This window comes from uncultured Granulicatella sp. (assembly GCF_963516875.1).
GTDB lineage: Bacteria > Bacillota > Bacilli > Lactobacillales > Aerococcaceae > Granulicatella.
The window spans coordinates 127624-152252 of record NZ_CAUQCL010000002.1; the positions used below are offsets into that span (position 1 = coordinate 127624).

22 protein-coding genes are annotated in these 24629 nt (G+C 32.8%); 20 read left to right on the forward strand and 2 right to left on the reverse strand.

Annotation, left to right across the window (positions count from 1 at the left end):
* Nucleotides 1–5: 5 nt before the first annotated feature.
* From RWM24_RS01445 to RWM24_RS01500, 12 genes are all read left to right on the forward strand, one after another.
* On the forward strand, nt 6–758 hold the full coding sequence (locus RWM24_RS01445; protein ID WP_314110862.1) for a segregation/condensation protein A: 753 nt from the start codon (nt 6–8) through the stop codon (nt 756–758).
* Nucleotides 751–1359: an SMC-Scp complex subunit ScpB gene (scpB, locus tag RWM24_RS01450; RefSeq protein WP_314110864.1), complete on the forward strand. Its 609-nt coding sequence runs from the start codon at nt 751–753 to the stop codon at nt 1357–1359. The genes RWM24_RS01445 and scpB overlap by 8 nt, the downstream gene beginning before the upstream one ends.
* An 18-nt stretch (nt 1360–1377) precedes the next feature.
* Nucleotides 1378–2103 carry a pseudouridine synthase gene (locus RWM24_RS01455; protein WP_314110866.1) on the forward strand — a complete coding sequence of 242 codons (726 nt, stop codon included), beginning with the start codon at nt 1378–1380 and terminating at the stop codon, nt 2101–2103.
* Between the two features lie 329 nt (nt 2104–2432).
* The gene (tsaE, locus tag RWM24_RS01460; protein ID WP_314110868.1) at nt 2433–2918 is read left to right on the forward strand and encodes a tRNA (adenosine(37)-N6)-threonylcarbamoyltransferase complex ATPase subunit type 1 TsaE; all 486 of its coding nucleotides are present in this window, start codon (nt 2433–2435) and stop codon (nt 2916–2918) included.
* Nucleotides 2902–3429, forward strand: a complete 528-nt coding sequence (locus RWM24_RS01465; RefSeq protein ID WP_314110869.1) for a GNAT family protein — start codon at nt 2902–2904, stop codon at nt 3427–3429. Before tsaE ends, RWM24_RS01465 begins: the two co-directional genes overlap by 17 nt.
* A gap of 3 nt (nt 3430–3432) precedes the next feature.
* Nucleotides 3433–4134 carry a 5'-methylthioadenosine/adenosylhomocysteine nucleosidase gene (locus RWM24_RS01470; RefSeq protein ID WP_314110871.1) on the forward strand — a complete coding sequence of 234 codons (702 nt, stop codon included), beginning with the start codon at nt 3433–3435 and terminating at the stop codon, nt 4132–4134.
* Nucleotides 4135–4152: 18 nt separating this feature from the next.
* Nucleotides 4153–5094 (forward strand): Gfo/Idh/MocA family oxidoreductase, encoded by a 942-nt coding sequence (locus RWM24_RS01475; RefSeq protein WP_314110873.1) that lies wholly within the window; start codon nt 4153–4155, stop codon nt 5092–5094.
* 38 nt (nt 5095–5132) lie between these two features.
* Complete coding sequence (gene murB / locus RWM24_RS01480) at nt 5133–6035, forward strand: UDP-N-acetylmuramate dehydrogenase (RefSeq protein WP_314110875.1); 903 nt, start codon at nt 5133–5135, stop codon at nt 6033–6035.
* Nucleotides 6036–6047: 12 nt separating this feature from the next.
* Nucleotides 6048–6587, forward strand: coding sequence for an ECF transporter S component (locus tag RWM24_RS01485; RefSeq protein WP_314110877.1), 540 nt, complete (start codon nt 6048–6050; stop codon nt 6585–6587).
* Between the two features lie 576 nt (nt 6588–7163).
* Nucleotides 7164–7352, forward strand: coding sequence for a hypothetical protein (locus RWM24_RS01490; protein ID WP_314110879.1), 189 nt, complete (start codon nt 7164–7166; stop codon nt 7350–7352).
* A 337-nt stretch (nt 7353–7689) separates the two neighbouring features.
* The gene (locus RWM24_RS01495; protein ID WP_314110881.1) at nt 7690–10614 is read left to right on the forward strand and encodes an insulinase family protein; all 2925 of its coding nucleotides are present in this window, start codon (nt 7690–7692) and stop codon (nt 10612–10614) included.
* 180 nt (nt 10615–10794) lie between these two features.
* A complete protein-coding gene (locus RWM24_RS01500) occupies nt 10795–12306 on the forward strand; it encodes a GH25 family lysozyme (protein WP_314110883.1) in 1512 nt (503 codons plus the stop codon).
* Nucleotides 12307–12352: 46 nt separating this feature from the next.
* Here the strand turns inward: RWM24_RS01500 and RWM24_RS01505 are convergent, their stop codons facing one another.
* Complete coding sequence (locus RWM24_RS01505; protein ID WP_314110885.1) at nt 12353–12784, reverse strand: BlaI/MecI/CopY family transcriptional regulator; 432 nt, start codon at nt 12782–12784, stop codon at nt 12353–12355.
* Between the two features lie 191 nt (nt 12785–12975).
* Here RWM24_RS01505 and nrdI point away from each other — a divergent pair, with 191 nt between their 5' ends.
* The 3 genes from nrdI to nrdF are packed head-to-tail and all read left to right on the forward strand — an operon-like array spanning nt 12976 to nt 16542.
* The gene (gene nrdI, locus RWM24_RS01510; protein ID WP_314110887.1) at nt 12976–13341 is read left to right on the forward strand and encodes a class Ib ribonucleoside-diphosphate reductase assembly flavoprotein NrdI; all 366 of its coding nucleotides are present in this window, start codon (nt 12976–12978) and stop codon (nt 13339–13341) included.
* Nucleotides 13334–15511 carry a class 1b ribonucleoside-diphosphate reductase subunit alpha gene (nrdE, locus tag RWM24_RS01515; RefSeq protein ID WP_314110889.1) on the forward strand — a complete coding sequence of 726 codons (2178 nt, stop codon included), beginning with the start codon at nt 13334–13336 and terminating at the stop codon, nt 15509–15511. Before nrdI ends, nrdE begins: the two co-directional genes overlap by 8 nt.
* 20 nt (nt 15512–15531) lie before the next feature.
* The gene (nrdF, locus tag RWM24_RS01520; RefSeq protein WP_006702800.1) at nt 15532–16542 is read left to right on the forward strand and encodes a class 1b ribonucleoside-diphosphate reductase subunit beta; all 1011 of its coding nucleotides are present in this window, start codon (nt 15532–15534) and stop codon (nt 16540–16542) included.
* 37 nt (nt 16543–16579) lie between these two features.
* Here nrdF and RWM24_RS01525 read toward each other — a convergent pair whose 3' ends face one another.
* A complete protein-coding gene (locus RWM24_RS01525; RefSeq protein ID WP_314110891.1) occupies nt 16580–17131 on the reverse strand; it encodes a DNA-3-methyladenine glycosylase I in 552 nt (183 codons plus the stop codon).
* A 402-nt stretch (nt 17132–17533) separates the two neighbouring features.
* Here RWM24_RS01525 and glyQ point away from each other — a divergent pair, with 402 nt between their 5' ends.
* The 5 genes from glyQ to rnz are packed head-to-tail and all read left to right on the forward strand — an operon-like array spanning nt 17534 to nt 24628.
* Complete coding sequence (gene glyQ / locus RWM24_RS01530; RefSeq protein ID WP_314110893.1) at nt 17534–18415, forward strand: glycine--tRNA ligase subunit alpha; 882 nt, start codon at nt 17534–17536, stop codon at nt 18413–18415.
* Between the two features lie 32 nt (nt 18416–18447).
* The gene (gene glyS, locus RWM24_RS01535) at nt 18448–20523 is read left to right on the forward strand and encodes a glycine--tRNA ligase subunit beta (RefSeq protein WP_314110895.1); all 2076 of its coding nucleotides are present in this window, start codon (nt 18448–18450) and stop codon (nt 20521–20523) included.
* A 30-nt stretch (nt 20524–20553) separates the two neighbouring features.
* The gene (gene obgE / locus RWM24_RS01540; protein ID WP_314110897.1) at nt 20554–21864 is read left to right on the forward strand and encodes a GTPase ObgE; all 1311 of its coding nucleotides are present in this window, start codon (nt 20554–20556) and stop codon (nt 21862–21864) included.
* Nucleotides 21865–21872: 8 nt separating this feature from the next.
* Nucleotides 21873–23693 (forward strand): acyltransferase family protein, encoded by a 1821-nt coding sequence (locus tag RWM24_RS01545; protein ID WP_314110899.1) that lies wholly within the window; start codon nt 21873–21875, stop codon nt 23691–23693.
* 8 nt (nt 23694–23701) lie between these two features.
* Nucleotides 23702–24628, forward strand: a complete 927-nt coding sequence (gene rnz, locus RWM24_RS01550; protein ID WP_314110900.1) for a ribonuclease Z — start codon at nt 23702–23704, stop codon at nt 24626–24628.
* Nucleotide 24629: the final 1 nt, after the last annotated feature.

Below are 24629 nucleotides of genomic sequence, written 5' to 3' on the forward strand. Positions count from 1 at the left end.
AGAAAGTGGATGCGTTAACGCTACGAATTGGGGAATTTGAAGGCCCAATGGATTTGTTATTACATTTAATTAAAGAGATGAAAATTGATATTTATAACATTCCAATGGTGGAATTAACGCATCAATATTTATCCTATATTCATTCCATGCAAGAAATGGAATTAGAAGTAGCTAGCGAGTATTTATTAATGGCAGCAACTTTATTAGAAATTAAAGCAAGAATGCTTTTACCGAAACCAAAAGTTGAAATTGATGAAGTTGAGGTAGAAGAAGATCCTAGGGATGAGTTAGTTGAAAAATTAATGGAATATAAGCAGTTCCAAGAAGGTGCTAAAAAGCTGGAAGAACTTTCGGTTCAAAGAGGGATGCACTATGGGAAAGAAGCAAGTGATTTATCCGCTCTTCAAGAAATTATTCCATTACAAGAAGGACAAGTAACGACTCAAGATTTATGGAATGCATTAAAGAAGATTGCAAGAAGAAATCTTGAAAAAATGCCTCTACAAGCGAATATTCAACATGAAACACATACAGTAGAGGAAATGATGGATTCGATTTTAACAAAAATTCAAGAAAATCCTCAAAAAAGTATTCGATTTGATAAATGTTTCCCTTCGTTTCATCGTCATGCTATTGTGACAACATTTTTGGCGATGTTACAATTGGTAAGGGAACATAAAATTCGTTTGGTTCAACATGTGCCTTATGAAGATATTGTTTTAGAAACTTGCGATAAAGGTGGTGCGTTTAGTGAATAATTATTTAGCAGCAACTCAAGCTTTATTATTTGTAGCAGGAGATGATGGCTTAACACTAGAAGAAATTAGTTATGTCGTTGGTATTGATAAGACGGCAGTTCGCCAACTATTAGAAGAATTAATGGAACAATTAAAAGATGAAACAAGTGGTTTAGAATTAATCTTAACGGCACAACGATATAAATTTGTGACGAAAGCATCGTTAAAACCTTATCTTGAAAAATATGCTGTTTCTCCATTTTCTTCTCAATTATCTAGTGCAGCTCTTGAAACATTGGCTATTATTGCTTATAAACAGCCTATTACAAGATTAGAAGTAGAAAGTATTCGTGGAGTTCAATGTAGTGGAGCTATTCAAAAATTATTGTTAAGAGATTTAATTGAAGAAGCTGGTCGAATGGATAGTCCAGGTCGTCCAAAATTATATCGTACAACGACTTATTTTATGGATTATTTTGGATTAGAAACATTGGATCAATTGCCAGATGTTGAATCATTACTAGAATTAAATCAAGAAGAAAGTAAGCAATTATTTAAAACTAATGAAGACTTGTTTGCAGAATTAGAACAGAAGCATCAAGAGGAAGAAACCATTTCGTAAGAAAGGAAGGAGTATCTCGTGGAAAGATTACAAAAGGTTATGGCACATGCCGGAATAGCATCTCGTAGAAAATGCGAAGCCTTTATTGAAGAAGGTCGTGTTAAAGTAAATGGCACAGTTGTGAGAGAATTGGGATATAAAGTATCTCAATCGGATAAAATTGAAGTAGATGGCATTCCGATTTATAAAGAAGAGCCTGTTTACTTTATGTTTTATAAACCAAAATCTGTTTTATCGAGTGTAACAGATGACAGAGGACGTACTGTTATTAGTGATTATTTTAAAGATGTTCCTCAACGTGTTTATCCAGTAGGAAGATTAGACTATGATACAACAGGATTAATTTTATTAACAAATGATGGAGAGTTTGCGAATTTAATGACGCATCCAAAACATCATGTTGAGAAAAAATATATTGCTAAAGTAAAAGGTGTTCCAACTCCTCGCCATATGAGACAATTAGAAAGAGGTATTTGGATTGATGACAAGAAAACTTCTAAAGCAATTGCCAAAATTTTATCCGTTGATACGGAAAAAAATACGGGAATTGTTTCTTTAACGATTCACGAAGGTTGGAATCACCAAGTGAAGAAAATGTTTGAAGCAGTAGAATTACCTGTTCAAAAATTAAAACGAGAAGAATTTGGATTCTTAACATTAGAAAATTTAAGACCAGGAGATTATCGTGAACTACGTGCGTTTGAAGTTCAAAAATTAGTTCGTTTAGCAAAGAATGAGATTTAAAATTTTTAAAGAACACTTTAATAGTAAAAAAAGATTGTTATGTTTTAATCAACTTAAAGATATTAGCCGTTTCTTATCAGACGGGGTATAAAATGATGAGATTAAATGTAGCCACTTACCGATGGTGTGGGATATAAATAATCATTTTCGGTTCGTTAATATAGCCACTTACTATATTGGTGGGGTATAAGTAGTATAGTCTGTAAATCTAACGTTTTTTAACAAAAGTGATTTGAAAACAATACTAATAAAATAGATAATTATGGTATAATGACAAGAGTAAACCTCTTGTCTTTTTTTGAGGAATTTTCACTGAAGTGAGGAACAATATGAGTACCACAATTCAAACAACATCACAGGAAGAAACGATGAAAATCGGCGAATTATTAGCAAAAGATGCTTTTCCTAACAGTACGATTATTTTATCTGGAGATTTAGGAGCTGGAAAAACTACTTTTACAAAAGGCTTTGCTTTAGGTTTAGACATTACACGTGTCATCAAAAGTCCAACCTATACATTAATTCGTGAGTATACTAAAGGTCGTTTGCCTTTATTTCATATGGATATGTATCGTATTGAAGAAAGTGGAGGAGCAAGTGAAATAGGTTTAGAAGAATATTTTCATCGTGAAGGTGTTGTCATGGTGGAATGGGCAAATTTTATCGAAGAAGAATTACCTATGAATCGATTAATTATTTCTATCGAACAAACTTCACTTACGACTCGTACGATTACAATGTCTGCAATTGGAGAAGAATACGAAAATTGGTTAAATCAATTTGAAAGTTGGTGGACAAATGAAAGAGAAAGTTGAATTAGAAATTGAAGTAGTATCTGTAGAAGATGCCGAAGCTTTAATTGAGTATACAAAAAAAGTTGGAAAAGAAACAAATTTTTTAAGTTTCGGTGAAGAAGGATTAGAATTAAGTATCCAACAAGAAGAATTATATATTCAATCTGTTTTAGAAAGTGATAATCAAATGATGCTACTTGCAAAATTAGGACAAGAAATTATTGCAGTTGCTTCAATTGGTGGGAATTCTAAAGAAAAATTCCAACATGTTGGAGAATTAGGCATTAGTATTTTAAAAGAATATTGGGGACAAGGTCTTGGAAGTGCCTTAATGGAAGAATTATTGTCATGGGCAAAAGACTATTCACCTCTTGAAAAAATTAAATTAGCAGTCGTTAAAGAAAATGTTGCCGCTATTGCTTTATATAAAAAGTTTGGATTTGAAGTAGTAGCGATTGAAGAAAAAGAAATGAAAGTAAATGGTCAATATTATGATGTCATTCAAATGGCCTATTTTTTAGAAAAGGAGTAATACATGAAAGTCGGAATTATTGCAGCGATGGAAGAGGAGAAACGTCTTCTATCTGAAGAAATGACAATTGAAAAGGAAGTAAAAATTGCAGGATGGACATTTTTAGAAGGAACTTTAAATGGAGTTTCTATTGTATTAGTGCAATCTGGTATTGGAAAAGTAATGTCTAGTGTAACAGCAGCTTTATTAATTCACCGTTTTAATGTGACACTAGTTATTAATACAGGATCAGCGGGTGGATTTGGAACAGAAATGAATATTGGAGATATTGTAGTTGCTACAGAATTAGCATATAGCGATGCAGATGTAACAGCTTTTCAATATGAATATGGTCAAATGCCAGGAATGCCTGCACGTTTTCAAGCGCAAGTAATTGAAGATGACGTGATTGAGGAAATTCAATCTGAATTGAAGTTATCTGTGTTTAAAGGCTTAGTAGTTTCAGCAGATAGTTTTATTCATCGTGAAGATCAACGTTTATTTATTTTAAATCATTTCCCTGATGTTTTAGCAACAGAAATGGAAGGAGCATCTATTGCGCAAGCTTGTTATGCATTGCAAACTCCAGTAATTGTTGTTAGAGCCATCTCGGATATGCCTGAAAAAGGAACATCAGCAGTTGATTTTGATACATTTATTGTAGAAGCAGGTCGAAAATCAGCACTGATTGTTCATCAATTATTACATCATTTAAAAAAAGCTTAATGATTAGGGGGAGTTCTCGTGTTAAATATTGGAGTTGTTGGGATTGGTGCGATTGCACAAAAAGCCTATTTACCAGTAATGCGTTCAATTGGTAATGTGAAATGGTATATGTGTACTAGAAATGTAGAAGTTTTACAACGAGAATCAAAATTATTAGGGCGTTGTATTCCATGTAGTAGTGTTGAGGAATTATTACAGTTTGATCTAGATGGAGTGATGATTCATGTTTCAACAGCTGCTCATGTTGAAGTTGCAAAGCAATTTTTAGAAAAAGGAATACCTGTTTATTTAGATAAACCGATTGCCCCAAGTTATGAAGAAACGCTTGAATTGTATCGATTAGCTAAAGAAAATCAAACTTTTTTAACAGCTGGATTTAATCGACGTTTTGCTCCAAAAGTAGTGGAGTTAAAAAATGTTGCTCATAAGAAGAGAATTGTCACAGAAAAAAATTGTACAATTCCAAGTTTTGATAATCGAACTCGTATATTTGATGTTTTTATTCATCCATTGGATACAGCGTTATTTTTAATGGATGAAAAACCAAAACGTGGATCATTTTATTATAAGAAAACCAGAGGCGTTATTGAACAATGTACGATTTATTTAGAAAATGAGGAACAATCAGCCATTGTCATGATGAATACAGAATCTGGAGCGAATCTTGAAAGAATTGAAGTTCAAGCTGAAACAGGTACTTTTTCATTACAAAATTTAACAGATTTGATCATTTATCAAGGTGGAGAAGAAATTAAAGATCATTTTTCATCATGGGATTCAACTTTATATAAGAGAGGATTTGAAAGTATTGTTCATTCCTTTATTATTGCTGTTCAAATTCAGGGGGAAAATCCAGTTTCTCCTATGTCAAGCTTATTAAGTCATTTTATTTGCGAGAGATTAGCTCATGCAAAAGCATCCGAAGGCTTTTTATCATTTGACGTAGAAACTGTTGAATAGTATCATTAAAAAGATATTGCATAATAGGAGAGAAAAAGATGAAAGATTGGTGGAAAGAACAATTTCCAGAAGTAAAAGTATGCTTCCATGAACCATTAAAAAAATATACTTTTACTAAAACAGGTGGAGAAGCTGAGTGTTTAATTTTCCCAAGAGATAAACATGAAACTGCAAAAATTATTAAAGCTTTACAAGAAAAACAAATTCCTATTACAGTACTAGGAAATGCTAGTAATGTTATCGTTAGAGATGGTGGTATTAAAGGAGCGGTTATTTTATTAAATGAAATGACTGCTATGAAAGTAATGGGAAATAAAATTTTAGCAGAAGCTGGCGTGTCTTTAATCGAAGTGACAAAATGCGCATTAGAACAATCTTTAACAGGTTTAGAATTTGCATGCGGCATACCAGGAAGCGTTGGGGGAGCTATGTATATGAATGCTGGTGCCTATGGTGGAGAAGTTTGCGAAGTAGTTGAATATGTCGATGTTGTGACTCGTACAGGTGAAATCAAGCGTTTAACAAATGAAGAATTAAAGTTTTCATATCGTCATAGTGCTTTACAAGAAAGTGGAGATTTAGTGATTGATGTTTGCTTTAATCTAAGTCCAGGGCAAAAGGAAACAATTCAAAGTAAAATGGAAGAATTAACGCATTTACGTGAAAGTAAACAGCCATTAGAATATCCTTCTTGTGGAAGTGTGTTTAAACGTCCAGAAGGACATTTTACTGGGAAATTAATCCAAGATGCTGGACTTCAAGGATTCCAAATTGGTGGAGCTCAAGTGTCTAAAAAACATGCAGGCTTTATTGTAAACATTGACCATGCAACGGCTACGGATTATTTAGCAGTTATTCAACATGTTCAAGATGTGGTGTTTGAACAATTCCAAGTGGCGCTTGAACCAGAAGTAAAAATTATTGGTGAAGAGTCAAAATAGAGGAGAAAAATGATGAAAGAGAATAAATTCATAAAAACGGGTCTTCTTCATGTAGTTTCATTAATTATTTTAGTTTTAAGTTATCACTATGTAGGAATTACATTGCCTATTTTTACTGGAGTAGATATTAACTTCTTTTATATTTTACTAGCGATTGTGGCTGGCTTAGCCGGTTCGTTGTTTGCTGCAGTGGTTGGGGTAGTAACGATCTTGATTGATTTATTATTAGGAACGACGGAGCAATGGATTGCGATTGCGATTTCTGTTGGATTGCTTGGATATGTGTTCGGTTTGGGCATTCGTCGTAAGTCGTTTTTAGCGGGTACTTTTTCTCGTCATGATGCTTTGCGTTTTAATGTGATTCAAGTGGTTGCGAATGTGATTATTTTTGGTTTGATTTTACCGACGTTAGAGGTCTTTTTCTATCAGGCTTCTACGGCAGTTGTTTTTATTAATGGTTGGATTTTTAGTATGATTAATTCGATTCTGATTGCCATTTTCACAACAGCTTTGTTTAAATTGATTGCTAATCGTGTGAAAGAAAAAGCGTAAATATAACATATAAAGAATACAAAAAATATTTCCTGATTTAGCTAGGACGCCAGCAGCTTCGCGATGCGAATCTCATGGCTAAAATTTGAGCCTAAGGTCTCAAATTTTCCAACAGTGATAGAAATACTTCCCAGTATTTCTATCACTCAAGCTAAAAAGGAAATATTTTTTGTATTCTTTATTTTTTACGTAGTGAACATTTGGTAGCTGAAGTGATAGAAATGGTAATTGAGTTTATATCGTAAAGGAGAACTTACGATAAAACATCAAAATTAAATTTCTGTTTTTATATGATACGTAAGAATATCGTCTAAGAAAATTAAATAACATTAATAAAGAAATAAAAAATATTTTTTTATAGCTATAGCGATTTAATCGCTAAGGAAAATTTGAGACCAAGGCTCAAATTTTAGCCATGAGACCGTCAGGTCTGCTGTCGTCCTAGCTATACGAAAAATTGTTTTTTATTTCTTTATTTTACTCTAAGAACTTTTCCTTCAAAATCTTGTTAAAAAGTTATCATGGTAGTAAAATAAGCGTATACATAGATAGATAAATTAAAAGGGGGAAACTATCATGAATCGTTTGCAAAAAATTTGTTTAGCTGTTATTTGGAATATTGGAGCTTTTGCCGGTTGTGTGCTAAGTTCATTTGATTATCGTTTTATAATCTTTTTCCTAATTACATTAATCACTACACCTCTTGTTATTAAGTTATTCTACAAAATTTATTCAAAAAAATTTTGTAGAATAACTTCAAAATAATTGAATGCTCTTACCACATCAACAATTAATTTCTATTTTTGTAAGAGGTGTAAGAACGTAACGTTAGAAAACTAAATAACTAAAATAAAGAAATAAAAAATAATTTTTTGTAGCTATAGTGATAGAATCGCTGGATAGTGATTTTATCACAAAGGAAAATTTGAGACCGAGGCTCAAATTTTAGCCATGAGACGGAAGGGCTGCTGGCGTCCTAGCTACACAAAAAATTATTTTTTATTTCTTTATGTTACGTTTTAAGGATTTCCTCTTGCTTATTGATACAAATCGTGATTGAATAAAAGACAAGTAGATTTAATTTAGAAATGGAGGTCATTTCATGACAAAAGAATTTAATAGTTTTACACTCGTAGAACAAAAACCATTACCAGATATCCGTTGCGATTACTATTTATACAAACATGACAAAACAGGCGCTCAAGTCATGTACTTAAAAACAGATGATGACAACAAAGCATTCTCCATCGCATTCCGCACACCACCATATGACGACAACGGAATTGCGCACATTATCGAACACTCTGTATTAAACGGATCAAAAAAATACCCAACAAAAGAACCATTTGTAGAATTATTAAAAGGTTCCCTACAAACATTTTTAAACGCATGGACATTCTCTGATAAAACAATGTATCCAGTAGCTTCAAGAAATCAGAAAGATTTTGAGAATTTAATGGACGTTTATTTAGATGCGGTATTTTATCCAAATCTTTTATCAAACCCACAAATCTTAATGCAAGAAGGATGGCATTATCATTTAGAAAATAAAGAAGATGAATTAACGTATAAAGGCGTAGTTTATAACGAAATGAAGGGAGCATTTTCTCAACCAGAATCAGAATTAAACCGTTTAGTTGAACCAACATTATTCCCTGACACAATTTATAAACACGTTTCTGGAGGAATGCCAGCTTCAATTCCAACATTAACTCAAGAAAAATTCATTGATTTCCATCAAACGTATTATCACCCAAGTAATGCTCGAGTAACTTTATATGGGAATTTAGATTTACCAAAAGCAATGGAACAATTATCAGAATACTTTGATGCTTTTGAAGCAAAAGAGGTTCCATTTGTAGGCTACAAACAAGAACCATTTACAAGAGTAAAAGAACTGACAAGTACGTATTCTGTTTCTAAAGGAGACTCAACGGAAAATAAAACACTGTTAGAATATGCTTGGGCTACTGGCACAAGTACTAATGGAGAAGAAGGAATTGCTTTAAGCATTTTAGATGAATTGTTATTAGGTAGTAATACAGCACCACTGAAGAAAGCTTTATTAAAAGCGAATATCGGTAGTGATGTTATGGGAGGGTATTCTGCTTACACGTATTCTCCAACATTTGAAGTGATTTTAAAAGATACAGATGCTGATAAAAAAGAACAATTTGTTCAAATTATTCAACAGGAATTACAACGTTTAGTAGAAGAAGGTATTTCTAAAAAAGCGATTCAAGCTGCTTTAAATAAAACAGCTTTCCGTTATAAAGAATTAACAGCTTTAGAAGGAAGCACACCAAAAGGTGTGATGTATGGAATGAATGCTTTAACAAGTTGGTTATATGATGGAAGTCCATATGTATCATTTGAATACCAACAACATTTAGATGCTATTCAAGCTAAAGTTGAAGAAGGCTATTTTGAAAATCTTATTCAAAAATATTTATTAGACAATACTCATGCTGCAATCATTACTCTAAAACCAGAACCAGGTTTATTAGAAGAAAAAGAAGCTGAATTAGCTAAAAAATTAGCAGAGTACAAAGCAAGTTTAAGCGAAGAAGAATTAGACCAATTAGTAGAAACAACTCAAAAATTAATTGAAAGACAAGAATCTCCTGATAGCCCAGAAGATTTAGCGAAAATTCCGACTCTATCGATTGATGATATTCAAAAGAAAGCAACTCATTATCCATTAACCGTTGAAGAAGGAAAAGACACGCCGACTTTCTTACATTATGAAGACTTTACAGCAGGTATTTCATATGCGAAATATTTCTTTGATATGAGAGGCGTTAAAACAGAAGAAATTCCAGTAGCGGCGTTTGTCACTGAATTATTAGGTGAAATTAGTACAAAACATTTTGCTGATGAAGATTTAAATACAGAGATGGATTTCTATACAGGTGGAATTTCAACAAATACTTTTGTCATGACAGAAGATGTTGCGAAAAATGTCTATTATCCATTCTTCACAGTTTCAGGAAAAGCATTGTCACAATATTTACCAAAATTAATTGAATTAGTAGAAGAAATTGTCTTACGTTCAAACTTGGAAGACTATGATAAAATTAAAGAATTGTTATTAAATACAAAAGCTAACTTAGAAATGCATATGAATTATGCTTCGCATACAATTGCTGTTCGTCGATTAGAATCATACTATTCAGAAGGCGCAAAATATGCTCAAGCATTAGAAGGTATTGATTACTATGATTATATTTCTGATTTAGTGAAGCATTACGATGAGAGAAAAGAAAGCTTTAGTCAACAATTGATAGCTGTACTTCGTCAAATTTTAAATATTAATGGAGTGACTGCAACATTTGTCGGAAGTAAAGAAGACTTTGAACAATTCAAAGCATTATCTCAATCATTCTTCCAACAGTTATCACAAGAGGAAGTGACACCACAACCATTCACATCTCCTGTTGAAATTTTAAACGAAGGGTTTAAAACAGCTCAAGAAATTCAATATGTAGCAAAAGGTTACAATCAAACATTACTAGGAGTTCCATTTGAAGGTTCTAATGCATTTTTACAAACGGTTTTAGGATTAGATTATTTATGGAATACCGTTCGTGTTAAAGGTGGAGCATACGGTGGAATGAGTGTCATTGGTGGAAAAGGTGAAGTAGCTGCTGTGTCATACCGTGATCCAAACTTAGTGGAAACTCTAAAAACTTATGATGGACAAGTTCAATATTTAGAAAATTACAATCCATCTAAAGAAGAATTTGAGAAAAACCTTATTGGAACATTTAGTAGCATTGATCGTCCATTATCTGCAAATCAAAAAGGAAATATCGCATTCACACGTTACTTTACACATGTGACAACTGAACTTGTTCAAAAAACTCGTGATGAAGTTTTAAATGTAACACCAGAAAAAGTTCGTTCATTTGCATCAACAATGGAAAAGGTATTAGCTCAAAATGCCTTTGTAGTAGTGGGTAACGATGTGAAAATTGAACAAAATAAAGAAATTTTCAAAACAATCCGTTCATTATTTAATGATTAATTGTTTGAGTTAATTTTAAGTATCGTTAAAAGAGGAATTTTCTATTAGTAGAAGTTCCTCTTTTATGTTGCAAAATTTTTATATTGCTAGAGTGTGTCATTTAGGATTTTGTTTGTGTTTTTATGCATTTAATTATACAATGGCAAAGTGAGAGTTTAAGAAAAAGGAGATTTACAGTAAATGAAATTAAGAAATATCGCATTATCATTATCTGCGTTAGTATTATTCACTTTACCAACAGTTGGTGCTCAAGAAGAAACAGCCCCACAAGGTAAAGGTTGGCAAACTATTAATGGACAACAATATTTTATAAAAGAAGATGGATCAAAAGCTACGTCTTCATGGATTGATCGTTCATATGTAGATAAAGACGGCAAAAAAGTTATTGCTTCTTTCATTTATGATGAAAATTACAAGTCTTATTTTTATTTAAAAGCGGATGGTAACTATGCTGAAAATCAATGGTTAGAAATTGGTGGCAAATGGTACTATTTCAAAGAATGGGGCTATATGGCTAAGAGTGAATGGAAAGGGAATTACTATTTAAATCCAAGTGGTGCCATGGCGAAAAAAGAATGGATTTACGATAATAAATATAGTTCATATTTCTATTTGAAAGCAGATGGAAAATATGCTGATAAAGAATGGATTCAAGATGGAAATAAATGGTATTACTTACTATCAGGTGGGTACTTAGCAACTCGTCAATGGGTCAGTGATTATTTTGTCAACGGTGAAGGAGCTATGATGGCAAAAGAATGGTTATTTGATCCACAATATAATGCGATGTTCTATTTAAATGCTGATGGGAAATATGCTCGTAGTCAATGGGCTCAAATTGATGGAAAATGGTATTACTTCAAAGCGAATGGTGCTAGAGCAGAAAAAGAATGGGCAGGTAATTATTATTTAGGTGAATCCGGAGTAATGGCAACAGGAGTTGTAACAGTGGGAGATACGAAATATACTTTCTCAGATACTGGTGAAATTCAAAAGCAAGAGCGATTAGAATGGGGTTGGGTACAAAAAAATGGCCAACGTTATTTCTTAAATCGCCGTCAAGAACAAGTGGGCGGAAGTGATGCGAAGAAAGTTATCGATGTCAGTGAACATAATGGAAAAATCCAAAACTGGAGTAGTGTTATTCGTGAAAATGGCATTGATGGAGTAATTGTTCGCCTAGGTTATTATGCATATGATGAAGATAAACAATTAGCATATAATATTAAAGAATTAAACCGTCTAGGAATTCCTTATGGAGTATATTTATATACGTATGCAGAAAATGAAACAGACGCAGAATTAGAAGCAAAACATACGATTAAATTAATGGAAAAATACCATATTCAACCAAGTTATCCAATTTATTATGATGTTGAAAATTGGGAATATGTTAATAAAGCAAAAGCAGCTCCAAAAGATACAGCAACTTGGGTGAAAATTGTGAATAAATACATGGATACAATGCATAAAGCGGGATATTCTAATGTAAGAATTTATAGTTATAGACATTTATTACAAACACGTTTAAATCATCCAGATATTTTAAAATATGTGGACTGGGTTGCTGCATATACAGATGCATTAGATTGGAATAATCCATATTATTCAGGTTTTAAAGGTTGGCAATATACTTCAAGCGAATACTTAAAAGGGATTAGTGGTCGAGTAGACGTTAGCGTTTGGTATTAATAAATATAAGAAATATGAAAAAAGTCAGACATAAGTCTGGCTTTTTTTAGTGATGACAACAACGACATTGACCTGGTATACAAGTACAAGCTAGATGTTCAGGTGCATCGATTTCTTTTTCTTGTAATAATTTTTGTAATTGATGAGTGTCCTGTTTTGTTAATTGAGATTTTTGAATAAGTAAGGATAATAATTCACCTTGTTTTTTCTGACAAACATGACTTAATAATTCATTGCATTCTAAATCTAGTAATTCTTCTTCTGTTACTGTTGCGACATATTGATAAGGTCTTTTTGAAGTTGGTATAATAAATTCCTTTTTCAACAGTCGATTGATAAGAGTTTTAATCGTAGCAGCTTGCCAGTTGAAATTTGTAGATAATGCTTCAATGATAAAAGTACTCGTGCATTTTGGGTTTGCCCAAATTACTCGAAGAACTTGTCTTTCTGATGCGCTAATTGTATGAGAAAGTGTCATTTTTCTTCTCCTTTCTTTGATATTAATAAGTGTAAATCTGAAAAATCTCTTTGTCAATATATTGATAGAAACTAAACTATATTACTATATTTTGTGTTGTTCTTCATGTGAAATACTAAATATAGAATCTTTTGGTTGATATAAGACTGGAAAGTAGATATAATAAAGAGGTATGAAATAGAGGAGTAAGTATGAAAGTAGTTTTTTTATCATTAACTGGACAGACGAGAAGATTTGTTCAAAAATTAGAGTTACCAACTGTAGAAATTACACCACAAAATGTATTTCTAACTATGGATGAATCGTATATTATTATAAGTCCTACTTATGATATGGAAGTATTTGAATATTTTCAAGATTTTATTGAAACAGGTAATAACCAAGCTTTATTAAAAGGAGTAGCTGGTTCTGGAAATCGCAATTTTAATACTTCCTTTTGTCAAACAGCAAAAATCATTTCTACTACTTATGACGTTCCACTATTGCATTGTTTTGAGTTTCATGGAACTCAAAAAGACGTAACTATAATAAAGGAAAAGGTGAGCGAACTTGGATAGTCCAAAATTAATTAGTAAATCTCAAGAAGTAACATATTTTTCATTAAATAATGAATTGAACCGTCCGGTTGATGGGAAAATTCCTTTACATAAGGATAAAGAAGCAGTACGTGCATTCTTCCTAGAGCATGTTAATCCAAATACCGTATTTTTCTATACATTAGATGAAAAATTAGATTATTTAATTGAACATGATTATTTAGAAGAAGAGTTTTTAAATAAATATGACCGTGAATTTGTTAAAAGCTTAATGCAAGAAATTTATAAGAAAAAATTCCGTTTTCGTTCATTTATGTCAGCATTTAAGTTTTATAAACAATATGCTTTAAAAACAAATGATGGCGAACGTTATTTAGAACGTTTTGAAGATCGTATTGTCTTTAATGCTTTATTTTTAGCAGATGGAGATGAACAATTAGCTAGAGATTTAGCTGAAGAAATGATTCATCAACGTTATCAACCTGCGACACCAACATTTTTAAATGCTGGAAGAAAACGTCGTGGTGAATTAGTGTCTTGTTTCTTAATTCAAACAACAGATGACATGAATAGCATTGGTCGTACCATTAACTCTGCTTTACAACTTTCAAGAATTGGTGGGGGAGTTGGAGTAAGCTTATCAAATGTTCGTGCAGCTGGAGACCCAATTAAGAAAATTGAAAATGCTTCTAGCGGGGTTGTTCCAATTATGAAATTATTAGAAGATAGTTTCAGTTATTCAAACCAATTAGGACAACGTAATGGTGCAGGAGCCGTTTATTTAAATGTTTTCCACCCAGATATTGTATCATTCTTGTCGACTAAAAAAGAAAATGCGGATGAAAAAATTCGTGTTAAAACATTATCATTAGGGCTAGTAGTTCCAGATAAGTTTTACGAGTTAATTAAGAATGATGATATGATGTATTTATTTAGTCCATATGATGTAGAACGTATTTATGGGGTTCCTTTCTCTTATGTAGATATTACAAAAGAGTATGAGAATATGGTGAATAATCCAGATATTCGTAAATCAAAATTACGTGCACGTGATTTAGAACAAGAAATTAGTAAATTACAACAAGAATCTGGTTATCCATATATCGTAAATATTGATACAGTGAATAAAGCAAATCCAATTGATGGAAAAATCATTATGAGTAACTTATGTTCAGAAATTTTACAAGTACAAAGTCCTTCAGTGATTAATAATGCACAAGAGTATGAAGTGCTTGGAACGGATATTAGTTGTAATTTAGGTTCTACAAATATTGTTAATTTAATGCAATCACCTGATTTTGAACGCTCGATTGAAGTGGCGGTTCGTGCATTAACATTTGTCACAGATCATTCAAGTATTGATGCAGTTCCAACCGTTAAAAATGGAAACCAAAAAGCTCATACAATTGGTTTAGGAGCAATGGGCTTACATACATTCTTTGCATTAAATCAAATGGAATATGGTTCTCCTGAATCGATTGAAGTGACAGATTTATACTTCCGTCTATTGAATTTCTATACATTAAAAGCAAGTCATAAAATTGCGAAAGAACGTGGCTTAACATTTGATGGCTTTGAAAAATCTGCCTATGCATCAGGAACTTATTTCGATGCTTATACAGAATCAGATGTAGAAATTAAATCTGAAAAAGTAAAAGAAATTTTTGCAAACTTACCAATTCCAACTGCAGAAGATTGGAAACAATTAAAAGCAGATGTTATGGCTGATGGATTATATCATCAAAATCGTTTAGCAATTGCTCCAACAGGCTCAATCAGCTATGTAAATGAAACAAGTGCAAGCTTGCATCCAATTACTCGTTTAATTGAGGAGCGTCAAGAGAAGAAAACTGGTAAAACATATTATCCAGCACCATTCTTATCAAATGAAACATTACCATATTATAAATCAGCTTATGATATTGATATGCGTAAAGTGATTGATGTATATGCAGCGGCTCAAAAACATATTGACCAAGGAATGAGTTTAACATTATTCATGCGTTCTGAATTACCAGAAGGATTATATGAATGGAAAAATGGTCGTACAAGAAAAATGACAACAAGAGATTTAAATATCTTAAGAAACTATGCTTGGAATAAAGGAATCAAATCGATTTATTATGTTCGTACATTTACAGAAAATAATGATGAAATTGGAAGTAATGGTTGCGAAAGTTGTAGTATTTAATTCAAAAAAGGAGACTTATCATGAGTGAGAAACGATATTTTAATGAGATTTTGTCACAAAATGCTTCTGCCCCAGTAGCTTATTATAAAGCAATCGACTGGAACCAAGTAGAAGATATGATTGATAAAATGACATGGGAAAAGTTAACCGAGCAATTTTGGTTAGATACTCGTATTCCTGTTTCAAATGACTTAGATGACTGGAGAACATTATCCCCAGCTGAAAAAGATGTTGTAGGGAAAGTATTTGGAGGATTGACTTTATTAGATACATTGCAATCTGAAGAAGGTGCAAGTCTGATGAAAGACTATGTTCGTACACAACATGAAGAAGCAGTATGGAATAATATTCAATTTATGGAATCTGTTCATGCGAAAAGTTATTCAACGATTTTCAGTACTTTACATACAAAAGCTGAAATCGAAGAAATTTTTGAGTGGACAAATAATAATGAGTTTTTACAATACAAAGCTCAAAAAATTAATGAAATTTATCAAAGTAGAGATGCACTAAAAATGAAAGTAGCTTCAACGATGTTAGAAACATTTTTATTCTATAGTGGATTCTTTACACCATTGTATTATTTAGGAAATAATAAATTAGCCAATGTAGCGGAAATTATTAAATTAATTATTCGTGATGAATCTGTTCACGGAACTTATACAGGCTATAAATTCCAACAAGGATACAATGAATTACCTTTAGAAGAACAAGAAACTCTTAAAATGTGGGTTTATCAATTATGTTTAGAATTGTATCAAAATGAAGTGAAGTATACTCAATCAATTTATGATCAAGTTGGTTGGACTGAAAAAGTAAAAGTATTCATTCGATATAATGCGAATAAGGCTTTACAAAATTTAGGGTTTGATCCATTATTCCCAGATACAGCTGAAGATGTGGATCCAATTGTGATGAATGGTATTTCAACAGGTACAAGTAATCATGACTTCTTCTCTCAAGTAGGGAATGGTTATTTACTTGGAACAGTAGAAGCTATGGAAGATGATGATTATTCTAAATGGATGTGATCTAAATAAAGACTTTTATGCAACGCATAAAAAGTCTTTATTTGTGTTTAAATGGACAAGAATCAAGGTGATCATTGATGATGCCAGATGCCTGTAAAAATGAATAGAGGGTAGTCGGTCCGATAAACTTGAATCCAAGTTTTTTGAATTCTTTACATAATTGATCGGTAAGTGGAGTAGAAGATGGAACTTCTTCCATCGTTTCCCAGTGATTGATAATAGGAGTGTGGTCGAACTTACTCCATAAAAATTCATGAAAACTTCCGTATTGATTTTGTAGTTGCAAAATAATTTTCGCATTTTGAATAGTGGCTTCAATCTTTTGACGATGACGAATGATTTTAGGATTTTGAAGTAAGTGTTCTATATTATTTTTTGTAAATTGACTAACTTTATGGATTTCAAATTGGTTAAAGGCCTCTCTAAATCCTTCCCTTTTTTTCAAAATAGTCGACCAACTGAGACCTGCTTGCATGACTTCTAATGTTAAAATCTCAAATAGTTTTTGATCCTCAAAACAAGGAATGCCCCATTCTTCATCGTGATATTTTTGATCAAGTTCAGAAATAGTTGCCCAAGCACAACGCATAAAAATCGCCTCCTTTAAGAATGGGAAAATTATATCATGATGAAGAGGTAAAAGCTAATAAATGATTGATATAACTTGACTTTTGAAGGAAAAATCAGTAATATTAATCCAGTAAATATGATGTTGAAAATGAGACAATCATTCTAAATATGGATAGAGAGAACGGGATAGGTGGAAGCCGTTTGATAGGGAATGTATTGTGGCGCATTGGAGTCAATCAACAATGAAGCTTAGATTAGTCTAAGAAATTAGGGTGGAACCGCGATGAATCGTCCCTATGTATGCTTTTTTAGTGTACATAGGGATTTTTTTATAGGGAAAAGGAGGAAAGACTTCGTTTTGCATTAAGAGATTCTAGGTAAATTTTATCCTGTCATAAAAATTATAGAAAGTAGGAATACTATGTCAAAAAAATTAACAGTACAAGAAATTATTTTAACATTACAAAATTATTGGTCAAATCAAGGCTGTTTATTATTACAAGCTTATGATACTGAAAAAGGTGCTGGAACAATGAGTCCATATACTTTTTTACGTGCTATTGGACCAGAACCATGGAATGCTGCCTATGTAGAACCATCTCGTCGTCCAGCTGATGGTCGTTATGGTGAAAATCCAAACCGTTTATTCCAACATCACCAATTCCAAGTTGTCATGAAACCATCTCCTGAAAATATTCAAGAGTTATATTTAGGAAGCCTAGAAGCTCTTGGAATTGATCCATTAGAACATGATATTCGTTTCGTAGAAGATAACTGGGAAAATCCATCATTAGGCTGTGCTGGTCTTGGGTGGGAAGTATGGTTAGATGGAATGGAAGTGACTCAATTTACATACTTCCAACAAGTAGGGGGATTAGAATGTCACCCAGTAACAAGTGAAATTACTTATGGTTTAGAACGTTTAGCTTCTTATATCCAAGAAGTAGAAAGTGTTTATGATTTAGTATGGACTGGTGATGTAAAATATGGAGATATTTTCAAACAACCAGAATTTGAACATTCTAAATATGCATTTGAAGAAAGTAATCCTGAATTATTAATGCAATTATTTACAGAATATGAAAAAGAAGCAACAATCTTAATGGAAAAAGGTCTTGTTCACCCAGCTTATGACTGTGTATTGAAATGCTCTCATGCCTTTAACTTAATGGATGCACGTGGCATTATTTCTGCGACAGACCGTGCAGGATTTTTAGGTCGTATTCGTAAAATGGCCCGTACCATTGCTAAAACATTCGTAGCTGAAAGAGAATCTTTAGGATTCCCATTATTGAAAGACTAATAGGATAGGCTAGTAACATTAGGAGGACAATTATGACAAAATCATTATTATTAGAAATTGGTTTAGAAGAATTACCAGCGCAATATGTTCGTACAAGTTCAGAACAATTAGCGACTCGTGTGGAAGACTTTTTCAAACAAGAAAACTTATCATTTGAATCTGTAGAAGCTTTTGCAACACCAAGAAGATTAGCTATTCGTGTAAATGGATTAGAAGAAGAGCAAGAAGATCGTGTTGAAATCTTTAAAGGTCCATCTCTAGCAATCGCACAAAAAGATGGCGTATGGACAAAAGCTGCTGAAGGATTTGTTCGTGGAAAAGGTTTAACAACAGACGATATTTACGTAGAAACAATTAAAGATGTAGAATATATCCACGTGAAACAATTATTAGAAGGTAAATCAACAAAAGAAGTTGTTAAGAAATTATCTTCAGTTATTACCGATATGAAATTCCCAGTTACAATGCGTTGGGCTGCTCATACGTTTGAATATTTACGTCCAATTCACTGGATTGTTGCTTTATATGGAGAAGAAGTCATTGAAGAAATTCAAGTATTAGATGTAAAAGCTGGACGTGTTTCAAGAGGACATCGTTTCTTAGGAAAAGATACTGAGATTGCAAAACCAGAACAATATGAAAAAGCTTTAGCTGAACAATTTGTTATTGTAAATCAAGATGAAAGAAAAGCATTAGTTCGTAAACAAATTGAAGAGTTAGCCGCTAAAAATGCTTGGACAGTTCCAATTGATGAAGAATTATTAGAAGAAGTAAGCTCTATTTTAGAATATCCAACAGCTTTTGCTGGAACATTTGATGAAAAATATTTAGTAGTTCCAGAACCAGTATTAGTAACTTCTATGAAAGAACATCAACGTTATTTTGTAGTATACAATGCAAAAGGTGAATTACAACCTTATTTCATTTCTGCACGTAACGGAAATGACTACATGATTGAAAATGTGGCAAAAGGAAATCAAAAAGTATTAACAGCTCGTCTAGAAGATGCTTTATTCTTCTATGAAGAAGATAAAAAAGTTCCAATGACAGCTTTCTTGAAGAAATTAGAAACATTAAACTTTCACGCGAAAATTGGTTCAATGACTGAAAAAATGAATCGTGTCCAATTATTAGTAGGCCGTATTGCAAGTGAATTAAATGTGGATGAAAAAGATATTCAAACTGCACAACGTGCAGCTGCCATTTACAAATTTGACCTAGTAACAAATATGGTTGGTGAATTCCCTGAATTACAAGGAATTATGGGTGAAATTTATGCGAAAAATTATGGGGAAACTCCAGAAGTAGCTAGAGCAATTCGTGAACATTATATGCCAATTAGTGCTGATGGTGAACTACCTTCATCAGTACCAGGAGCATTATTAGCGATTGCAGATAAATTAGATACATTCTTAAGCTTTACAGCAGCAGGTATGTTACCAACAGGATCAAATGACCCTTATGCATTACGTCGTCAAGTAATGGGATTAGTACAAATTTTAGAAGCGTTCGAATGGCACTTAGAAATTGATGATTTTGCTAAAACATTATTAGCATTGGATTATGCAGCATTCTTAGTGGATAAGAAAGAAGATGTTCAAGCATTTATTTTAGGATTTATTCGTGAAAGACTTGCACAAAGAATGACTTCAATTTCAAAACGTCATGATGTGATTGAAGCAGTATTAAATTCTAACTCTAATAGTGTTCCAGAAAAAATGCAGGCAGTAGCAGTATTAGAAAAAGAAGTATCTAATGCGGCAATCAAAGATATTACTGAAGCATTAAATCGAGTGATTAATATTAGTGCAAAAGGATTTGCAGAAGCTCGTCATTCTTCAAAATACTCATTAGATAAAGTTGAGACAGAAAGTGAACGTCAATTAGTAGAATCAATTTCTACTTTAAGAAAAGACTTCGAGAACTATTCAGCTCAAGAAAAATTTGCAGCATTTGCAACGATTACTCCAAAAATTCATGAATTCTTTAATGAAAACATGGTCATGGTCGATAATGAAGAAATTCGTGCAAATCGTTTACGTTTCTTACGTGAATTAGCACTAATGATTTTAGAGTTTGCTGATTTTACAGAGTTAATTGTTAAATAGTCACTAAAAATAAGAAAGGAGTAAATCCTAATGGCAGTTTTTTATGATCGTGCGACGATATGGGTGAAAGCCGGAGACGGTGGTAACGGTATGGTAGCATTTAGAAGAGAAAAATACGTCCCAGATGGAGGTCCTGCTGGTGGAGATGGCGGACGAGGCGGTAGTGTCATTTTTAAAGTCGATTCAGGACTTAGAACGTTATTAGATTTCCGTCACAAACGTCATTTCAAAGCAAAACCTGGTGAAAATGGGATGAGTAAAAGTATGTATGGTCGTGGAGCAGATGACTTAATTGTTAAAGTACCTGCTGGAACGATTGTTCGTAATGCTCAAACAAAAGAATTGATTGCAGACTTAGTAGAAGTAGATCAAGAAGTAGTCGTAGCAAAGGGTGGTCGTGGAGGCCGTGGAAATATTCGCTTTGCTACTCATAAAAATCCGGCTCCAGATATTGCTGAAAATGGAGAACCAGGAGAAGAATTTGAAATTGAATTAGAATTAAAAGTATTAGCAGATGTAGGATTAGTTGGATTCCCATCTGTTGGAAAATCAACTTTGTTATCGGTAATTTCTAGCGCAAAACCAAAAATTGCGGATTATCATTTTACAACTTTAAATCCACAATTAGGGATGACACAAGCTCCAAATGGTGAGCAATTTGTTGTAGCCGACCTTCCTGGGTTAATCGAAGGAGCTCATATGGGTGTTGGTTTAGGAATCCACTTCTTAAAACATATTGAACGTACAAAAGTATTACTACATGTCATTGATATGGCTTCAATGGAAGGAAGAAATCCTTACGAAGATTATCAAGTGATTATGCAAGAACTAGGCTCTTATCATTTAAGGTTATTAGAACGTCCAATGATTATTGTGGCAAATAAAATGGATCAACCACAGTCTGAAGAATTATTAGAACAATTTAAAAAAGATTTACAAGAAAACTTATCAGATAGTCAAGAAATGCCTGAAATCTTCCCAATTTCTGCTTATCGTAAAGATGGATTACAAGCACTACTAGCAAGAACAGCAGAAATATTAGAAGAAACAGAATTCTTCCCATTAGATGAGGTACAAGAAGCTCAAACTCATATGGTTTATGGATTGGAAGAAGAAGAACGTCCATTTGATATTACAAGAGATCCTGATGGTACATGGGTATTATATGGAGAAAAACTAGAAAAATTATTCTTAATGACGAATATGGAACATGATGAATCTGTGATGCGTTTTTCACGTCAATTACGTGGAATGGGCGTCGATGCTGCCTTACGTAGTCAAGGTGCTGAAAATGGAGATATGGTTAGAATTCGTAAATTTGTCTTTGAGTTTGTCGATTAGGTGATGTCATGATTGATAGAACTGAAATTGAAAAACGAGATTATATCGCAGCTTTTGATGGATTAAGAGCCATTGCGATTATGAGTATCGTAGGCCATCAAATGATGGCTTACCGTATTCCAGGTGGATTTCTAGGTTTAAATATCTTTTTATTATTGTCAGGTTATTTTATGACCGCTAGTCTAATGGATTCATTAATGAAAAATGGAAAAGTACCGTTAAAGTCATTTTTAACACGAAGATTAAAACGAATTATTGTCCCGACTTTTACGATGATTATAGCAGTAATTTTCTATTTACTGCTATTTCAAAGGGAACTCTTAGTGAATTTAAGAAGTACAATGGTTTCCAATTTATTCTTTATGAATAACTGGTGGCAAATTATTCAGGAAAATGATCATGCGATAACGGTATTAACGCAATCGCCATTTTCTCATTTATGGTATATGTCATTAGCAGTTCAATATTATTTATTGTGGCCAATTTTATTTGTATTCTTAAGTGTGATAATTAAAAAACACCAAGTGTTACAAAAAGTAGTCATTGTTCTTTTAGTAGCTTCTGTTTTGTTAATGATGACGAAAGATGTTTCAAATGCTCATTTCTTAAGAATTTTCTTTGGAACGGATACACGTGCTTTTTCTGTTCTAACGGGGGCAGTTGTAGCGTTATTATTCCCTATTCAAAAATTTTATGGGGAGTACAAGCAAAAATATCGTTATGAGTCGGTGATTCGATTTGTACCCATTGGATTATTAATTCTTCTATTATTTACGATGAAAGAGCATAGTCATCTAGCTTTTAGAGGTGGAATGTTTATTTTCGATGTGATTGTAGCGGCTTTAATCATGATTTCATTACATCCTAAATCTGTTACATCACTTATTTTCCGTTTAAAACCTTTAACAGTCATTGGTAGAAGAAGTCTTACTTATTATTTATGGTACTTACCATTATCGGTTTTATACCAAGCTAAGATTGGAGATACAAGTTCCACCCCTGTTTTACATAGAATGGTAGAAATTGTGTTATTAGTTATTTTAGGAGAACTTTGGTATCAATTATTTGAAAGAGGAAAATTCACTAAAGTCATGCAACGATTAACATCACAGTGGAGTCATTCAACACGTAGAACAGTAAAAGTAGTGTATCATTTTTCGATTGTCATGATTTTAGTAATTGGATTTATTCAAGCAAGTCCAAGATTATCTGCTCAAGAATCAGCTTTACAAGAAGTATTATTAGCTAGTGAATCTTTATCAAAAAACACTCGAAATACAGATAAAAAAATCGTTAAAACGATTAATAATATTCAAGGATTGAGTCGAGAAGAAACGGTATTTAGTTCGAATACTTCTATTACTTTTATTGGTGATACGATGTTATTAGCGATGGCTCAAGAAATTCCAACATTATATCCCAATGCCGTGATTAGTGCCAATCGAGATCTTCAAGTGTATGAACTCGGTGGAATGATTGACCAATTGAAACAACAAAAACAATTGGGAGATATCATTGTATTAATGGTTGGAAGTAATGGAGCTTATACGAAGGGACAATTAGATGCTGTTTTAAAAAATATTGGAATGGATAAACAAATATTTTTAGTATCAAATACGATTAATCGTACATGGCAACGTGAGATTAATCAAATTGCGAATCAATTAGCTGATAAATATTCCAATGTTTATTATATTGATTGGAAGACAGAATCAAGTACGCATCCAGATTGGTTCTATGAAAAAGCATCAATAGTAAATACAACTGGAGCCCATCAACAAGGATTATGGATTGCTAAAATGATTTATCAAACATTACGAGGTAGTTAGGAGCAAGTATGGAATTACAATTTTTAGGTACAGGTGCTGGAGTTCCAGCCAAAATGAGAAATGTTTCGTCAATCGCTTTGAAACTATTAGTTGAAAGAAATGAAATCTGGTTATTTGATTGTGGAGAAGCAACGCAACAACAAATTTTAAACACAACTATTCGACCAGGAAAAATAAAAAAAATATTTATTACGCATCTTCATGGAGATCATATTTTTGGCTTACCAGGCTTATTAACGAGTCGGTCATTCCAAGGTGGAGAAGATGAATTAATCGTTTATGGGCCAAAAGGCATTAAACGTTTTATTGATGCAAGTATTTCAGTTTCATATTCTAAACTTAGCTATCCATTGAAAGTTATTGAATTTGAAGAGGATGGAGTATTATTTTCTGATCAACAATTCAGAGTAGAAGCGATGAAGTTAGAACATGGTATTCCTTCTTATGGATTTCGAATCACAGAAGCTGACCAAATTGGTGAGTTAAAGGCAGAAGAATTAAGAGCTATAGGAGTCCCATTTGGTCCTGTCTTTGGTCGATTAAAACGTGGGGAAGTTGTTACTTTAGAGGATGGTCGTGTCATTGATGGAAAAGACTATGTGAGCGAGGATATTAAGGGACGTGTTGTTGTAATCTGTGGAGATACAAGATTTACTCCAAAAAGTATTACTTTAGCGCAAAATGCTAATGTTCTCGTTCATGAAGCTACTTATGAAGCGGATAAAGAAAAAACTGCTCGTCAACATTTCCATTCAACAAGTAAACAAGCGGCAACGATTGCTTTAGAAGCGAATGTTCAACAATTATATTTAACTCATATTAGTGCGCGTTATTTAGGGCATCAAGTGAGTCAATTAGAACAGGAAGCTCGTAAAGTATTCCCACAAACAAAAGTAGTTAAAGATTTTGATACATTTACGATTGGAAGAAATTAAT

Excerpts from the sequence above, each read along its gene's own strand:
- glyQ (WP_314110893.1), top strand. The coding sequence starts at position 17,534 with ATGTCAAAAAAATTAACAGTACAAGAAATTATTTTAACATTACAAAAT.
- RWM24_RS01545 (WP_314110899.1), top strand. The coding sequence starts at position 21,873 with ATGATTGATAGAACTGAAATTGAAAAACGAGATTATATCGCAGCTTTT.
- RWM24_RS01495 (WP_314110881.1), top strand. The coding sequence starts at position 7,690 with ATGACAAAAGAATTTAATAGTTTTACACTCGTAGAACAAAAACCATTA.
- RWM24_RS01465 (WP_314110869.1), top strand. The coding sequence starts at position 2,902 with ATGAAAGAGAAAGTTGAATTAGAAATTGAAGTAGTATCTGTAGAAGAT.
- RWM24_RS01500 (WP_314110883.1), top strand. The coding sequence starts at position 10,795 with ATGAAATTAAGAAATATCGCATTATCATTATCTGCGTTAGTATTATTC.
- tsaE (WP_314110868.1), top strand. The coding sequence starts at position 2,433 with ATGAGTACCACAATTCAAACAACATCACAGGAAGAAACGATGAAAATC.
- obgE (WP_314110897.1), top strand. The coding sequence starts at position 20,554 with ATGGCAGTTTTTTATGATCGTGCGACGATATGGGTGAAAGCCGGAGAC.
- RWM24_RS01485 (WP_314110877.1), top strand. The coding sequence starts at position 6,048 with ATGAAAGAGAATAAATTCATAAAAACGGGTCTTCTTCATGTAGTTTCA.
- glyS (WP_314110895.1), top strand. The coding sequence starts at position 18,448 with ATGACAAAATCATTATTATTAGAAATTGGTTTAGAAGAATTACCAGCG.
- murB (WP_314110875.1), top strand. The coding sequence starts at position 5,133 with ATGAAAGATTGGTGGAAAGAACAATTTCCAGAAGTAAAAGTATGCTTC.
- RWM24_RS01470 (WP_314110871.1), top strand. The coding sequence starts at position 3,433 with ATGAAAGTCGGAATTATTGCAGCGATGGAAGAGGAGAAACGTCTTCTA.
- RWM24_RS01525 (WP_314110891.1), bottom strand. The coding sequence starts at position 17,131 with ATGCGTTGTGCTTGGGCAACTATTTCTGAACTTGATCAAAAATATCAC.
- nrdI (WP_314110887.1), top strand. The coding sequence starts at position 12,976 with ATGAAAGTAGTTTTTTTATCATTAACTGGACAGACGAGAAGATTTGTT.
- nrdF (WP_006702800.1), top strand. The coding sequence starts at position 15,532 with ATGAGTGAGAAACGATATTTTAATGAGATTTTGTCACAAAATGCTTCT.
- RWM24_RS01490 (WP_314110879.1), top strand. The coding sequence starts at position 7,164 with ATGAATCGTTTGCAAAAAATTTGTTTAGCTGTTATTTGGAATATTGGA.
- rnz (WP_314110900.1), top strand. The coding sequence starts at position 23,702 with ATGGAATTACAATTTTTAGGTACAGGTGCTGGAGTTCCAGCCAAAATG.
- RWM24_RS01505 (WP_314110885.1), bottom strand. The coding sequence starts at position 12,784 with ATGACACTTTCTCATACAATTAGCGCATCAGAAAGACAAGTTCTTCGA.